Origin of the sequence: Vulcanococcus sp. Clear-D1 (assembly GCF_014654725.1) — a bacterium.
Taxonomy (GTDB): domain Bacteria; phylum Cyanobacteriota; class Cyanobacteriia; order PCC-6307; family Cyanobiaceae; genus Vulcanococcus.
Genome location: NZ_JACVZV010000001.1, coordinates 1 through 14,473 on the forward strand (window position 1 = coordinate 1; position 14,473 = coordinate 14,473).

Genomic DNA, 14,473 nt, shown 5'->3' on the forward strand with positions numbered 1-14,473 from the left:
CACCGGCTGACCAGCCGCACGAAAACTTCGTCTTCCCTGAAGAGGTTCTGCCCCGCGGCAACGCTCTCTGATCGAGCGAAGCGTTCTCCAACACGCTGTTCCAAGGCCCCCTCAAGGGGCCTTTTTCATGGCACGTTCATGGCACGTTGATCACGCCCCATGCCAGCCCCTCTTGGTGCCTGATTCTGTCCACCACCGCTGGCCCCGGTCTGTGCTCCAGATGGCGGCCGGCTTCTGGCTGTTTGGCGCCCTGGTGCAGATCTGGCGTCTGCTCAGCCTCAGCGCCACCTATGACCAAGCGCTGTTCCTGCAAGAGCTGTGGTCCACGGCCCAGGGTCGTCCCTTTGAAAGCAGCCTTTCTTCAGTGCTCTCGGGGGCGGTGGCTGTGCACGGTGGCTTGCCCCGCATCGACTATCTGCACCTGGGGCAACACGCCAACGTTCTGACGCTGTCGGTCGCGCCGTTGGTCGCCCTGATCGGCCCCTGGGCCCTGCCGCTGGTTCAGGTGAGCCTGCTCACCGCGGCGGGCCTGGTGCTCTGGCGCTTGGCGGCCGCCCGCTTGGCTCCTGCGTTGGCGATGCGGCTCACCGCCTCCTACTTCCTCAGCGGGGCTGTGATTGGCCCGATGTTGGAGAACTTCCACGATCTGATCTGGTTGCCACTGCTGGGTTTTCTGGTGGTGGGTGCGCTGCTCGATCGGCGCTGGTGGCTGTTGGCCCTGGCCGCGCCTTTGCTGCTGCTGGTGCGGGAGGACAGCGGCCTGTTGCTGTTCTCCTTGGGGCTGTGGGCCTGTGTGCGCCGCCCGGATGCGCGGTGGGCGGGTGCCGTTCTGATGCTGGTCTCTGTGCTCTGGGTGGTGCTGGTCACCACGGGGATCCAGCCGTTGGTGGATGCTTCCCTGGCGGATCGTTTTCTGCAGGAGAAATTCGGCCACCTGGTCACCGATGTCTCCGGGGGGACTGTCTCGGTGTTGTGGGCCATGCTCAGCCGCCCTGGTGCTCTGCTGCAGGCGCTGGTCAGTCCTCCAGGGGCCACCTTGGGTTTTGTGTTGGCCCTCAGCCTCCCGCTGTTGTTTGTGCCGCTGTTGTCTGTGGATGCGGCCTTGATGGTGGCCATCCCTTTGCTGGTGGCCTTGCTCTCGCAGGGGCAGACCGCCCTTTCGGTAACCCTGCGCTACGTGCTGGCTTTGGTGCCTGGCCTTTATGTGGGCTCGATGCTCTGGTGGGAGAACCACAGCGGGTCCTGGTCTCAGCGTTGGCTGCAGCGGAGCTGGATCGGGGCCATCAGTCTTGGGTTGGTGATCACGCTGGTCAGCAACCCCCACCGCAGCTTTTCAGCCGTTGTGCCCGACAGCTTTGTGCCTTGGGTGCATCGTTCGCCGGCCCTGATGCTCCAGCAGCGTGCCGCAGCGCTCAGCGCCGTGAGCCTGGTTCCTCCTGAGGCCAGCGTGGCTGCGGATACGCCGCTCCTGCCGCTGTTGGCCCAGCGTCCCGTGGCGATTCGGTTCCCCAATGGCGTTCGCTATCTCGAGCGCGATGGCCGGGCCACGAGCGTGGATTGGGTCGTGGCTTTCCCCGGTTATTACACCCCGATGACGCCCCTGTTTTCCTGGGAAAGCGGGCAACGCGCTGAGATTCTCAGTGGCCTCAAGGCGTTGCAGGAGAGCGGCCGCTATCAGCAGGTGTACGAGCGGGCGGGCGTCGTGGTGTTGCGTCGCCGTGCTGCTGCATCGCCGCCAGAGCCAGGTTGAACTGCTCAGTCACGCAGCGCGCACCAGTGATCGAGTCTTCGGGCGTCGCGAGTGCTGCGGGTGTCGCGAGGCGCTGCAGCACGATCCCGCTGCTTCCGCAGCGTTTCACCCCGTAGTCGCCGCTGGCGAGCAGCGTGTCGATCTGTTCTTTGCTGCGGCGCACCCAGGCGGCATTCCGCTCGAAGGCTGGCGCATAGGCAGCGTTGAAGCCGGGTTGGCTCACCACCCAATCCACTGGGCGGGGCTGCTTCGCTTCATCGGTGTAGGCCACGTTTTCTGGGAAGCGGAGCAGCACACGCCGGGCCGCCAGCAAGGGCACGAGTTGGGTTTCAGCGGCCACGCTGGCATCGTTGGGGATCAGCTGCAGCAGTTCACGGGTGTCCCAGCCCCGTTGCAGTTGCTGCAGCGGAGGCACATAAACCCACGGCTGCACGCTGTCGGGGATCAGCAGCGAGAGGCTGCGGTGCGGGTTGCCGGTGATCGTGAATAGCACCGAGAGCACCAGGGCCGTGCGCCATAGCCGCTTCAGCCAGCGCTCATGGAATAGCGCCTGATGCCGCGCCCACCAAAGGATGCCGCCGGCAAACACCCCTGGCACCAGATAGAGCACAAAGCGCAGATTCACCGCCAGGGCATTACCGCCCTGGGAGCTGAGCGCCACGAACAGCGGGCCGGTCATCAGCAGCCAGCCATCCACTCCAGCTGCTGGCAGAAAAGCCAGGGGAAGCCACAGGGTGATCAGGAATTTGAGGGTCGCTCCGATGGGCTGAACCAGTTCCTGCAGCAGGAGTAGCGGTTGGCTGAGCATCGCCTTCAGGGCATCCACCGTGGAGCCCCGCCCGTTCTGAGCCGCCAGGAACTGGCCGAAGCGTTCATCCATGAATCGCACGGACACTTCGCTTCCGAACAGTGGCATCACGTGATTGGTGATCGTGAACACCATCAGCGCTGAGTAGACGCACAGCCCTAGTCCGGCCCAGCGCCAGGTCTGCCGCTGGCGCAGCAGCATCCACAGGCCGAAGCTGAAGCTGAGCAGCCCCACGTCTTCGCGCACCAACGGCAGCAGCAGCGCTGGGATGCCGTAAAGCCAGGGATTCTTTCGCCGGATCCCGAGCAGCAGGCTGAAGCTGAGGAGGGGGATGGCGCAGAGATCATGGAAGTTCTCCAGCGTTGGACCAATCACGATCCCGGCGCAGAAGTAGCTGGTTGCGATCCAGTGGGCCAGGCGCGGCTCCAGGTCTTCCTTCGCCAGCTGGTGCAGCACCAACCCACCGGCTGTGAGCAAGGCCACCTGGATCAGGGGCAGGCTCCACACCCCCAGCAGCAGCACCAGCGGCAGCCAGAGCATCAATAGCGGGGTGAAGTGCTGCCCGAGGTGGTAGTACCCCAAGGTGGGCAGCGCTTCGCCGGTCACCAGCACCGGCGTGGAGAGTTCTGAAGCGAGGGTGCTCTCAAATGGTTTTCCCAGATGGCCATTCCAGATCTCCTGCAGAAACAGGCCCTGGTCGTAGGTGGCATTGAGGCTCCAGATCCGCCAGCCCTGCAGGATCAGGCCGATGGCCAGAAACAGGCCCGCTGCCATCAGCACGCCGCGCTGGGGTTCACGCCGCTGGTGAGGGGAGTGCATCCGCGTGGGCTCCAAGGCGGAGGTGCAAATTCGCTGATTCTCCAGCATCCAACCTGCCCAGCCGCAGGTGAAATCATGGGTAGCTGTAAGGCTCTCTTCTGCCCTGAACCAGCCCTGGCGTCGATGGATTCAGGTGGCCGCAGCGGTTGTTTCGCTGCTGTTGGCTGCTCAGATCGCCCGCGTTGCCGGCCTCGATAGGGCCATTGGGGTGCTCTGTCTCACCAGCCTGTCGGCTCTGGTGATCTGCGTGCGCCTGGGCTGGCGGCAAGCCCTGCTGGCCGTCGTGGCGCTGACACTCCTCACCATCCCGGCTGTCCTCAGTCAGAGCGATCCAGCGAGCGCCACGCTCTTGATGGCGCTCACGGCCTTCGCCGTGGGGGTGAGCGCCCGCTGGCAGTCGCAGCAGGTCTATTGGCTGATGGTCGTGAGCGTCTGCCAGTTGATCACCAACAGCCCCTTGCCGGCAGCGCCTTCCGCGACGGATCTGATCCGGCTCGCCGCTGCTGTGCTGCTGTCGGGCGGTTTCACGATCCTGCTGCAGAACAGCCTGGTGCCCCGTGACCAGAGCTCAGCCGCTACCACGCTGTTTTCGGTGGCCCACAGCTGGCGCCGCAGCGCGGCCTATGGCCTGCTGCTGGCGAGCACCGCGCTGGTGAGCACACCCATCGCCGTGCACCAGCACTGGGGGATTACGGGTTTGTGGTTGATCCTCACGCCCTTTCTGGTGCTGCGGCCGTTTGTGCGTGATGCGTGGAAGGTCGCTCTGCACCGCAGCTTTGGAACCTTGGCCGGGGTCGTGCTGGTGATGGCGCTGGCGGTGTTGCTGCCGAAGGACTGGCCTCTGCAGTTCCCTGCGATTGCGGCGGGTGTGATGACTGCGCTGATCGCCATCCGCCGCGGCCACCCAGCGGTGATGGTGACGGCCCTCACTGTCACGATCGTGCTGTTGAACAGCAACCATGCCGATCTGCTTCTGATGGCGGATCGTCGGCTTCAGGCCTGCAGTATTGGTGTTGTATTGGCGCTGAGCGTGATGGCGATTGCCCATCCGATCGAGCAGCGCCTGAAGCCAAGCCGGGTCGGCAAGTGAGTTGGCTGGGCGATGTGCACGAATCGTTCAAGCCGGCTAACGGATTTGAACCGATGGCCTTCGCTTTACAAAAGCGCTGCTCTACCACTGAGCTAAGCCGGCAACGGAGGCTGCCCTCCGGCGAGGAGCTTATCGCTCGGCCAGAGCCCAAAGCAGCAGCTGGGTGCGGCTTTGGCAGCCGGTTTTGGCCAGGAGCCGGGAAATGTGATTCTCCACGGTGCGGGGGCTCAGCACCAACGCCGCGGCGATGGAGCGGTTGTTGAGGCCCTGCAGCAGCTGCTGCAACACCTGATCTTCAGCAGGGGTGACGGTGGCAAGGGTGTGGGCGGGCATGGCGGTTGCGAGCGCGATGCCCTGAGCATTCCCCTCAGGCCTGGCTGGCGGTCCACACGGGATCTGCTTCTCCGTGCACGTCACCGTCTGGGTTGCTCTCGTGCACCGGCAGCGGCTTGGTGCGCCGGATCGGCAGGTTGGCTACCAGGGCGGTCACGCGGTCTTCGGTTTCCAGGCTCACATCGCCCTCTTCGAGGTCGATCTCCACGTAGCGGCTCACCACTTCGAGGATTTCCCGGCGCATCTGCTCCAGCAGCTCGGGATTGAGGTCGCTGCGGTCGTGGGCAAGCACCAGCTGGAGCCGCTGCTTGGCGGTGGTGGCGCTGGCGGGCTGGCGACCGAGCAGCTTGTTGATGAAATCGCGCAGGGTCATCAGCTCAGAAGATCTTGGTTTGCATCAGGCGGCCGAGCTTGGCGCGCAGCCCGCGCCGCACCTTGGCGGGATCGATCAGAGGCACGTCTTCACCGCAGACGCGCCGCGCAATGTTGTTGTAAGCCTGGGCCGCCGGTGAGTTGCTGCCGTTGAGGGTGAGCGGCTCGCCGCGGTTGGTGCTCACGATCACCTGCTCATCCTCGAGCACCAGGCCCAGCAGCGGCAGGGCCAGGATGTCGGTCACGTCGTCGACGGCGAGCATCTCCTGATTGGCCATCATCTTGGGCCGCACCCGGTTGAGCACCAGCTGAATCGGCTTGATCCCGCGCGTATTGAGTAGGCCGATCACCCGATCAGCGTCCCGCACCGCGGACACTTCCGGCGTGGTGATCACGATCGCTTCCTCAGCGGCGCCGGCTGCATTCTTGAAGCCGTCTTCGATGCCGGCGGGGCAGTCGATCAGCACGATGTCGAAGCTCTCGCGCAGCAGGCCCACGATCGTTTGCATGTCTTCGGGCTTCAGCCACTCGAGCATGCGCGGATTACCGGCCGGCAGCAGTGCGAGGTTGGGCTCCAGCTTGTGCTTCACCAGCGCCTGATCGAGGCGGCAGTTGCCGGAGAGCACCTCCTGGGCGGTGTACACGATCCGGTTCTCAAGCCCCAGCAGCAAGTCGAGGTTGCGCAGGCCGAAATCGGCATCGAGCACAGCGGTGCGCATGCCTTGGCGGGCCAGGGCGATGCCCAGGTTTGCAGTGAGCGTGGTTTTTCCCACGCCCCCTTTGCCTGAGCAAATCAGGATGGAGCGGCTCCCCGAGGTGGTCACGGGCACGGTCTGGAATCGAGGCAGGTTAAGGCCATTTGATGACTTGGCTTGGTGTCGCTCGTACTGGGCAAAGGCTTGGGAGGCCCTTTAGAACTGGCCAACTTCCTGATCAGAGTCATGGTCGCCGCCTCCAGCGGTCAGCAGCGGTTGCTTGTGATGCCCGATGACGGGGGCGCCGCCGTGGTGGAGCTGATTGATCAGGCCCGTGAGGAACTGCTGCTGAAGCAGTTCAAGCTGCAGAGCGAGCAGATCGAGCAGGCCCTCTTCCGGGCCCGCGAGCGCGGCGTGCGGGTTCGGGTGATGCTCAACCCCCACACCTCCGGTGGCGACCGCTGGAACGATGAAGCCTTTGCTCTGCTGCAGAGCCATGGCATCGAGGTGGTCTGGACGAGTGAGTGCTTCCCGGTCACCCACGAGAAATCAATCGTGATCGACGGCCATGCCGCCTTGATCGCCACGTTCAACCTCTCGGAGAAATACTTCACCGAAACCCGCGACTACGGCGTGATCAGCCATGACCCTCTGGTGATCGAACAGGTGCGTGCGGGCTTTGAGGCGGATTGGCATCGCAGCTTTTTCGAGCCGCGCCTGGATGTTGGGTTGGTGTGGAGCAACGCCCACAGCCGTGGTCAGATGGCCCGGGTGATCGATGCCGCCCGCAAGACCCTGTGGATTCAGCATCCGAAATTCGTGGATGCCGTGATCCTCGAGCGGATCGTGGCGGCGCGGGAACGTGGCGTGAAGGTGCGGGTGCTCTGCGGTGGCAAGCACGGCCTCAGCGATTGGGATGTGTACGACACCTTCAGCTCCCTGCGGGTGATGGAGCTGTTCGGCGTGAAGATCCGCCGCCAGAAACAACTCAAACTTCACGCCAAGTTGATCCTGGTGGATGGCAAGGCGGCGATGACCGGCTCGATGAACATTGATCGCAGCGCCTTTGATGTGCGCCGTGAGCTCGGCATCGAAATCGATTGCCCCGCGGTGATTCAGCGCATGGCCGCCACCTTTGAAGCCGACTGGGATGCCGCGAAGAAATACAGCGCTCCTGATCCGCTTGATCCCACCTATCACGAACACGGTGAGCTGGCGCCCGACCCCCATTTCGTGCACAACTGATGGCTGAGGACGCGCCAGCACCCACCCATTTGCAGTTGTTCTTGGGAATGCAGCAGGTGGCGCTCTCCTCCTTTGGTGGGGGCCTCTCCGCCTGGAGTGAGCGGATTGTGGTGGAGGAGCGCCAGTGGATGCGCAAGGAAGAGTTCATCACCGGCCTCACGGTGGCGCGCCTCTTCCCTGGGCCTAATCAGATCAACATGGCGGTGTACATCGGTAGCCGCTTCCGCGGACTCACGGGTGCAATCGCAGCCCTGCTCGGCATCCTGCTGCTGCCGTTCAGCCTGTTGATGCTGCTTGGCCTTGGCTACTACTACCTGAACATGAATATGGCGGTGGATCGGGTGTTGGCCGGCGTGATCACCGCCTCAGCCGGGATGGCCCTCTCGATGGGTTTCAAGATCGCTGGGGCCTACGCCCGCGATCCTGTGGCGATGGTGTTGGCCGGGGCCAGCTTTATCGCCATGACCGTTTTCCATGTGCGGCTGGTGCCCCTGGTGTTGGTGGCAGGGCCTTTAGCCATGGCCTGGTATTGGCCACGCCAGGAGAAGCCATGAGTGCGAGTGTTGCTGCGAGTGCGGCGTGCCAGGCCGTGCAACTCGGGGATTGGCGTGAGTTGTTGGCCGTGATCGGTGACTTTCTTCGCCTGTCCCTGTTCTCGTTGGGGGGAGGTAACACCCTCCTGAATGAGTACCACCACATGGCGGTGGATCAGTACTGCTGGCTCAGCTCTCGCCAGTTCGCTGAGATCTACGCCATCGCTGAGGCAGCGCCAGGCCCCAGCTCGATGATCGTGGGCCTGCTGGGCATGGGAGCAGCCGTGAAGGAGGGCCCCCTTTGGGGGGTGTTGAGCGGTGTGACGGCGGAGATCTCCATCCTTCTGCCTTCCACCCTGCTGATGGTGGTCGCGGCTCTCAGCTGGAATCGCTTGCGCCACAGTCCCTGGCGGGTGGCGTTTGAGCGCGGCCTGGGCCCAATCACCCTCGGCATTCTCTTTGCTGTGGGCCTCAAAATCCTGCGCATCTCCGACCACGACACCCCGGCCTATGCCGTGTCGTTGGTGGTGTGTGTCTTGATGCTGCGCACCAAGATCTCACCGCTCTGGTTCATGGCGGTGGCGGGTCTGATGGGCGCGCTCGGTTTGGTTAACCGCTAGTGCTGCCCGTCTCGGTTGGCCATTGCGGCTCTGCCGGTTCGATGGCAATCGCCCCGCCCTGCAGCACGGCTTGTTCGCAGAATCCCGCGGGCGGCTGATCGTCTGGGCCTCGCGCCACGGCGCCGGCGATGCGCAGTTGCAGCGGCCGCAGCTGCAGCGCCACGATCCGGGCCTTCGTATTGCCGCCGCGGCCGGCGTGGGCGACACCGCGTAGGCGCCCCCAGATCCGCACATCCCCCGCCGCACTCACCCGTGCACCCGGATTCACATCACCGAGCACCAGCAGCGATCCCTCCACCTCGAGATGGTCGCCGGAGCGGAGCGTGCCGCGATGGATGGTGAGGCGCTGCGGCTCGGCTCGCTCCAGTTCAGCGGTGGCGTCTGGTTGGCTCAGGCTTGTTTCCAGCCCCAGGGCAGCGGCGGCCACCAGGCCCAGGGCTGTTTCGGCCTGCACCCGCTCCACCAGGAGGCCCGCCCCGCCCAGCAAGTCCTGAATGGCTCGCAGCTCCGGCAGGGTCAGCACACGATCGCTGCAGTGGAGCCACAGGCTTCCTAGCTCTGAAGCGCTGTTCAACCAGGCGGACACCTCCTCCAGCGCCGAGGCGCTGCTGCGGGCCTGGGTTGTCAGCCGCAGATGGTGGGGACCGGCTTGCATGGCTGCAACTTACGGACCTTCGCCGCCGGCTTCCAGCGCCAGCTGTTCCCGCAGGGGCTTGGCTACCTCCGCCGGATGGATCAGCCAGGCGCTTTCGGTGGGCGTGCTCAGGCTGCTCACCAGGGGGGAGCGCTGCTCCAGGGCCGTGAGTTGCTGGCCATCCCACAGCCTCAGCCCGCCCCGGTAGGGGTGGTAGCCACGGTTCTGCTGGCTTTGCAGGCCGCAGCAGAGTTCAGCGTTCAGTCCGGCCCGTTCACTCAGCCGCTGCGCCAGCGCCAGCAGCTCCAGTCGCCGCTCGCGGCACAATCGGCTCACATCGCTGGCCTTCAGCAGGCGCCGATCCAGCAAGCGGGTGCAGAGCTCCTGCAGCTCTTGGGGTCCCTCCTCCTTCCAGCGCTGCAGGTGGTAGCCGGTGCGGTGGTCGTCGTTGCTGAGAAAGCTTTCGAGGTTGAGGTCGTTGGGATGCCAGAGCCAGCGCTGCATCACCGCATCCGCCCAAACACGCGCCGGGCCCAGTTGGCGGGCTACGGCGATGCAGCGGCTCAGCAGCCAGTTGCACACCACATTGAGCCGGTGGTTGTACACACTGCGGTACATCAGATTGCGCACCACGAGGTAGTGCTCCACCGCCATCAGCCCCTTGGGGTGCAGCGCCAGGCTGCCGTCTGGCGCCAGGGTGAGGCTGGAGAGGATCCGCTCGAGATCCAGCTGTCCGTAGCGGGTGCCGGTGCTGTAACTATCGCGAAGGAGGTAGTCGAGGCGGTCACAATCGAGCTGGCTGCTCACCAAGGCTTTGATCGCCGAGCTGGGCGCCCGGCCGTGCTCAAGCAGATCGGCCACCGCAGCGGCGGTGCCGGCCGCGAAGGTCTCCAGCGGTTCGCGCAGGCTCGGGTGTTCGCGGATCAACCGGGCCGACCACGCTTCGTGGTGTAACCCATACATCTCCTCACCGGAATGGCTGAGCGGGGCGTGGCCCACGTCGTGCAGCAGGGCTGCGGCGTAGAGCTGCCCACTGTGTTGTTCGAGCTCCGGCTGCAAACGGCACAGTTCCCGCAGGGCGCGGCGGGCTAGATCCAGCACCCCCAGGGAATGGGTGAAACGACTGGATTCGGCGCCATGAAAGGTGAGGTAGGCCGGGCCCAGCTGCCGGATCCGGCGCAGGCGCTGAAATGGGGCGGTGTCGATCAGGGCAATGGCCAGGGCTTCGGCCGGCTGCTCGCGATCGAGGCGGATCGCCCCATGCAGTGGATCGTGATAGGTGCGCGATCCCATCAGAGCGGCTGCTCCAGCTGCTGTTGCAGTTGATCGAGCGCCTGGCTCAGCCAGGGGTCGCCCGGGCCACCGGGATCGAGGGGCTCCGGCTGGGGCAGCAGCTGATCCGGCTCGATGCCCAGGTTCTGGATATCGCGGCCGTTGGGGGTGACGTAGCGGGCCACCGTCACCGCCAGGCCACTGCCGTCGCCGCCCAGACCGATCAGCGTTTGAATCAAGCCCTTGCCGAAGGTGCGGCTGCCCAGCAGCTGTGAGCGTTCATCGTCTTGCAGGGCTCCCGCCAGAATTTCGCTGGCGCTGGCGGTGCCGCCATTCACGAGGGTGAGCATGGGTCCGGCGTAGAGCCGGCCGCGGTTGGCCTGCTGGGGATCGCTGAACCCCTCGCGGTTGCGGGTTTCCACGATCGGAGCGCCATCGAGCAGTTCATCCGCCACGGCGAGCCCCGCGCTCACCAGGCCGCCTGAGTTGTTGCGTAGATCGAGCACCAGGGCCTCGATGCCCTGCTCCTGCAGGTCCTGTAGAGCGGCGGCCACCTGTTGCGGCACCGGTTCGGCAAATTGCGTGATCCGCAGATAGCCCAGCCGGTGTCCCTCGCGCTCGATCAGGCGCGAGCGCACCGGCAGCAGATTCACCTGCCTGCGCCGCAGCTCCACCTCCTGAGTGCGGCCTTCCGGGGTTTTGATCTCCAGCAACACGGCGGTTTCTTCCGCGCCGCGCAGGCGCGCTGCCGTGCTCTCCAGCCCCAGCTCTTCGGTGGGGGTGCCATCCACCCGCAGCAGCTCTGTGCCGCTCACGATGCCGGCTTCGGCGGCGGGGGATCCTTCCAGGGGGGCGATGACCACCACGGCGGTGTCGTCCTGACGGATGCCCAGTTGCAGCCCCACGCCGCTCACACTGCCCTGGGTGCTCGCCTTGAGCGCGGTGAAATCTGCAGGGCGGAGCAGGCGGGTGTAGGGGTCGCCAATGGGGGAGAGCATCCAATCGATGGCGTCGTAGGCGTCGGCGCTGGTTTGGATCGGACGCTCCAGCGCCTTCTGACGCAGTCGCTTCCAATGAATGGTTTCGAAGCGATCGGGATCCACATAGCTCTGGTTCACCAGACGCCAGCTCTCCACCACCAGCTGCTGCCCGTCGTTGAGGGCCAGGGCGGGAGCTGCGTTCCAGCTGGTGATGAGCAGGCCGCAGAGCAGGGCCCATGCCAGTCGCCGGACGCGCTGAGCCATCGTTGTCACAGGCTGTGCAGCGCTCACGGGCCCCCGGAGGTGATCGGTAGACTCTGCCAACCAAACCCTCTCGCTGCATGGCGAATTCCTCGCCCGCCTCCGGCGGAAAGTCATCGCCCGTCTACGACTGGTTCAACGAGCGCCTGGACATCCAGGAGATCGTTGACGACGTCGCGTCGAAGTACGTGCCGCCCCACGTCAACATCTTCTATTGCCTGGGCGGCATCACCCTGGTCTGCTTCCTGGTTCAGTTCGCGACCGGCTTCGCGATGACCTTCTATTACAAGCCGACCGTGACTGAGGCTTACGCCTCGGTGCAGTACCTGATGACTGACGTCAGCTTCGGCTGGCTCATCCGCTCCGTGCACCGCTGGAGCGCCTCGATGATGGTGCTGATGCTGATCCTGCACGTGTTCCGCGTGTACCTCACCGGTGGCTTCAAGCGTCCCCGTGAGCTCACCTGGATCACCGGCGTCACCATGGCGGTGATCACCGTGTCCTTCGGCGTCACCGGCTACTCCCTCCCCTGGGATCAGGTGGGCTATTGGGCGGTGAAGATCGTGTCTGGCGTTCCCGCCGCCGTCCCTGTCGTGGGCGACTTCATGGTGGAACTGCTCCGCGGTGGCGAGAGCGTCGGCCAGTCCACCCTCACGCGTTTCTACAGCCTGCACACGTTCGTGATGCCTTGGCTGCTGGCCGTGTTCATGCTCATCCACTTCCTGATGATCCGGAAGCAGGGCATCTCCGGTCCCCTCTGATCGATCAGCTGACCCTGGGTTTCGCATTGTTGCGATCCCGGGGTGTTGGCCTACTCGGCCGCTCCGCCTGAACCAGCAGCGTTCTTAGCCTCAACCCACACGGCCCCTCCAACGGTCACTGTCATGCACGTCCTCAAGAAGCCTGATCTGAGCGATCCCAAGCTGCGGGCCAAGCTGGCCAAGGGCATGGGTCACAACTATTACGGCGAGCCCGCCTGGCCGAACGATCTCCTCTACATCTTCCCGGTAGTGATCCTGGGCACCCTCGCCTGCCTGGTGGGCCTGGCTGTGCTCGATCCCGCCATGCTGGGCGATAAGGCTGATCCTTTCGCCACCCCCCTGGAAATCCTTCCCGAGTGGTACCTCTACCCGGTGTTCCAGATCCTGCGGGTTGTGCCCAACAAGCTGCTGGGCATCGCCCTTCAGACCATGATTCCTCTGGGTCTGATGCTGATCCCCTTCATCGAGAGCTTCAACAAGTTCCAGAACCCGTTCCGTCGTCCGGTGGCCATGGCCGCCTTCCTGTTCGGAACCGTGTTCACCATCTACCTGGGCATCGGCGCTGCCCTGCCCATCGACAAGTCCCTCACCCTGGGTCTGTTCTGATCCGATTCGCTCGGTTCAACCACTCCGAGTGATCTGTTCAACCCCGGCCGATGGTCGGGGTTTTTTCATGGCTGCCCGCGGTTGAACCACGTTTGGCCGTCAGTCACGGTTGATGTCCAGCAAGCCGGCATCGCTCGGATTGACCCGCAGCAGATGATGCAGCAGCAGGAAGCCCACGATGGTCCAGGTCTGATAGGTGCGGGCTTGCTGCCCCACCCAGGTTCCGGTCGGACCATCGAAATATTCCGCCCACTGCTGGCGGGGCAACTGGTTGAGCTGCATCCAGTAGCACTCCTCGAGCATGGCCCGCATCTGCCCCATCAGCAGCACGTCGGCCTGGGGATAGCGCTGTTCATGCAGCAGCACGGCTCCCCCCAGATACCAGAGCAGGCTGGGCCAGTGGCCCCCGTTGTGATAACTCCAGGGCCAGTTCTTCGGATCGGAGCCCGTTTTCTCGCTCCATTGCTGCCCTTCCAGGGGCGGGTGACAGATGCGCATCGGCATCTGCGCCATCAGGTGTTCGCGGTTGTGGAGCACCAACCGGAATAGGGCCCGTTGCTGAGGTGCGGTGATCAGCTCGAACAGGCAGGCCAGGCAATTCCCCAGGCTGTAAAAGCGAAAGTCGGGCCGGCCGGTGCGCATGTTTCCGATCAGGTAGCCACCTCGGTTTTCCAACCAGTCCTGCAGCCAGGGGGGGATCACCTGCGGCTGCACGTTGAATTCGTTCAGCATCTGGGTGTCGCCGTACTGCTCGGTGGGTCTGCGCCGCAGCACCTGCATGGTTTTGCTCGTGACCCAGTAGTGCTTGAGCAGGTAGCGGCGTAGATCGTGCTTCCACTCACGGGTGAGCACCAGCCGCTGTTCCAGCAGCCTGCTGTTGTGACTCTTCTGCGCCAGGGCCATCAGTTGGCAACAGCTGCCGAGGCAGCCGTAGAGCAGCACCTCAATCTCCAGGGGTGCACCCCACACATCCATGGGGCGATCAATCATGAAGGCGCAATCCGGCACAAACAGCACCGGCGTGCCTTCGAAGGTGGGGTGCAGCACCAGATCGAGCAGCAGTTGCACCCCGCGTTGCACCCGTTGGCTTGCCCCGAAGTCCCAGTCGCGGCTGCGGCGCACGTACAGCCAACACAGCACCGGCCACCAGAGACTGGCGTCTACCGAGGTGATCCGGCCAATGGATCGCTGGCCGTAATCCGCCACGAGTACACCGTTTTGCTCCACAAAGCTGGTGGGGAACACGCCACGCGTCTGATACGCACTGCTCTGCAGTTCCAGGCAGGTTTCCAGGAAGTTGCGCACGATCTGGAAGCGGCCCTGCACCAGTAGGAGCAGCATCACGGGCACGTTGTCCCGTAGGAACACCTCGTCGTAGTTGAGGGCTTGGTCTTTGCCGCCGGGATGGCTGAGGGCGGCCATCGATCCCACCAACTCACCGCGGCTGCTGATCAGGGTGCGTTCGAAGTGCTCACGCGCCGCGTTCACCACGGCTTCTTCCCTTGAGCTGGGGCGAACCCGCAGGCGTTCCTGGCTGAACTGCTTGGCCATTCGACCTCCAGCCCCAGGGCCTGACTGCCCTAAACCCTAGAAATGGCAAGCAGTCTCGTCATCCCTTGCTGTAGGGGTTGACACCAAACCGGCAAGGGGTGTTATGGTTTTGGACTGCGCGGGAGCCGAGAGGCGAACGTTGC

Annotated in this window: 15 protein-coding genes, 1 tRNA gene and 1 pseudogene; 8 read left to right on the top strand and 9 right to left on the bottom strand. The window is 64.4% G+C overall.

The genetic code is table 11. The features are described 5' to 3' along the window. A pseudogene (locus H9532_RS15975) lies at positions 1 to 71 on the top strand (photosystem II protein D2); the annotation flags it as partial. Between the two features lie 104 nt (positions 72 to 175). Then, entirely contained in the window at positions 176 to 1,750 is a 1,575-nt protein-coding gene (locus tag H9532_RS00005) for a DUF2079 domain-containing protein (RefSeq protein WP_296364509.1), read from the top strand. Here the strand turns inward: H9532_RS00005 and H9532_RS00010 are convergent. Then, positions 1,647 to 3,377 (bottom strand): DUF2079 domain-containing protein, encoded by a 1,731-nt coding sequence (locus H9532_RS00010; protein ID WP_296364511.1) that lies wholly within the window; start codon positions 3,375 to 3,377, stop codon positions 1,647 to 1,649. The two genes, H9532_RS00005 and H9532_RS00010, sit on opposite strands and share 104 nt — an antisense overlap. A 133-nt stretch (positions 3,378 to 3,510) precedes the next feature. Here H9532_RS00010 and H9532_RS00015 point away from each other — a divergent pair, with 133 nt between their 5' ends. Then, positions 3,511 to 4,467, top strand: a complete 957-nt coding sequence (locus tag H9532_RS00015; RefSeq protein ID WP_296364513.1) for an FUSC family protein — start codon at positions 3,511 to 3,513, stop codon at positions 4,465 to 4,467. 30 nt (positions 4,468 to 4,497) lie between these two features. On the opposite strand, the gene H9532_RS00020 is transcribed toward H9532_RS00015, so the two are convergent. The 4 genes from H9532_RS00020 to minD form a co-directional block, all read right to left on the bottom strand. Continuing rightward, positions 4,498 to 4,569 (bottom strand) — tRNA-Thr (locus H9532_RS00020). Between the two features lie 27 nt (positions 4,570 to 4,596). Then, on the bottom strand, positions 4,597 to 4,800 hold the full coding sequence (locus tag H9532_RS00025) for a helix-turn-helix transcriptional regulator (RefSeq protein WP_296364515.1): 204 nt from the start codon (positions 4,798 to 4,800) through the stop codon (positions 4,597 to 4,599). A gap of 34 nt (positions 4,801 to 4,834) precedes the next feature. Further along, positions 4,835 to 5,173, bottom strand: coding sequence for a cell division topological specificity factor MinE (minE, locus tag H9532_RS00030; protein ID WP_296364517.1), 339 nt, complete (start codon positions 5,171 to 5,173; stop codon positions 4,835 to 4,837). 4 nt (positions 5,174 to 5,177) lie between these two features. Continuing rightward, complete coding sequence (gene minD, locus H9532_RS00035; protein WP_296364519.1) at positions 5,178 to 5,996, bottom strand: septum site-determining protein MinD; 819 nt, start codon at positions 5,994 to 5,996, stop codon at positions 5,178 to 5,180. Between the two features lie 117 nt (positions 5,997 to 6,113). Here minD and H9532_RS00040 point away from each other — a divergent pair, with 117 nt between their 5' ends. The 3 genes from H9532_RS00040 to H9532_RS00050 are packed head-to-tail and all read left to right on the top strand — an operon-like array spanning position 6,114 to position 8,265. Next, a complete protein-coding gene (locus H9532_RS00040; RefSeq protein WP_296364521.1) occupies positions 6,114 to 7,112 on the top strand; it encodes a phospholipase D-like domain-containing protein in 999 nt (332 codons plus the stop codon). Continuing rightward, positions 7,112 to 7,666 (top strand): chromate transporter, encoded by a 555-nt coding sequence (locus H9532_RS00045; RefSeq protein WP_296364522.1) that lies wholly within the window; start codon positions 7,112 to 7,114, stop codon positions 7,664 to 7,666. The genes H9532_RS00040 and H9532_RS00045 overlap by 1 nt, the downstream gene beginning before the upstream one ends. Further along, the gene (locus H9532_RS00050; protein ID WP_296364524.1) at positions 7,663 to 8,265 is read left to right on the top strand and encodes a chromate transporter; all 603 of its coding nucleotides are present in this window, start codon (positions 7,663 to 7,665) and stop codon (positions 8,263 to 8,265) included. Before H9532_RS00045 ends, H9532_RS00050 begins: the two co-directional genes overlap by 4 nt. Here H9532_RS00050 and H9532_RS00055 read toward each other — a convergent pair. The 3 genes from H9532_RS00055 to ctpZ are packed head-to-tail and all read right to left on the bottom strand — an operon-like array spanning position 8,255 to position 11,415. Next, positions 8,255 to 8,920, bottom strand: coding sequence for a septum site-determining protein MinC (locus H9532_RS00055; protein WP_296364527.1), 666 nt, complete (start codon positions 8,918 to 8,920; stop codon positions 8,255 to 8,257). The two genes, H9532_RS00050 and H9532_RS00055, sit on opposite strands and share 11 nt — an antisense overlap. A 9-nt stretch (positions 8,921 to 8,929) precedes the next feature. Then, positions 8,930 to 10,192 (bottom strand): HD domain-containing protein, encoded by a 1,263-nt coding sequence (locus H9532_RS00060; RefSeq protein ID WP_296364529.1) that lies wholly within the window; start codon positions 10,190 to 10,192, stop codon positions 8,930 to 8,932. Beyond that, positions 10,192 to 11,415, bottom strand: a complete 1,224-nt coding sequence (gene ctpZ, locus H9532_RS00065; protein WP_296364531.1) for a carboxyl-terminal processing protease CtpZ — start codon at positions 11,413 to 11,415, stop codon at positions 10,192 to 10,194. Before ctpZ ends, H9532_RS00060 begins: the two co-directional genes overlap by 1 nt. Before the next feature lie 77 nt (positions 11,416 to 11,492). Here ctpZ and petB point away from each other — a divergent pair, with 77 nt between their 5' ends. Beyond that, the gene (gene petB / locus H9532_RS00070; protein ID WP_296364533.1) at positions 11,493 to 12,173 is read left to right on the top strand and encodes a cytochrome b6; all 681 of its coding nucleotides are present in this window, start codon (positions 11,493 to 11,495) and stop codon (positions 12,171 to 12,173) included. 123 nt (positions 12,174 to 12,296) lie between these two features. Beyond that, complete coding sequence (petD, locus tag H9532_RS00075) at positions 12,297 to 12,779, top strand: cytochrome b6-f complex subunit IV (RefSeq protein ID WP_010304803.1); 483 nt, start codon at positions 12,297 to 12,299, stop codon at positions 12,777 to 12,779. Between the two features lie 99 nt (positions 12,780 to 12,878). Here the strand turns inward: petD and H9532_RS00080 are convergent, their stop codons facing one another. Further along, positions 12,879 to 14,330: a glycoside hydrolase 100 family protein gene (locus H9532_RS00080; RefSeq protein WP_296364536.1), complete on the bottom strand. Its 1,452-nt coding sequence runs from the start codon at positions 14,328 to 14,330 to the stop codon at positions 12,879 to 12,881. Positions 14,331 to 14,473: the final 143 nt, after the last annotated feature.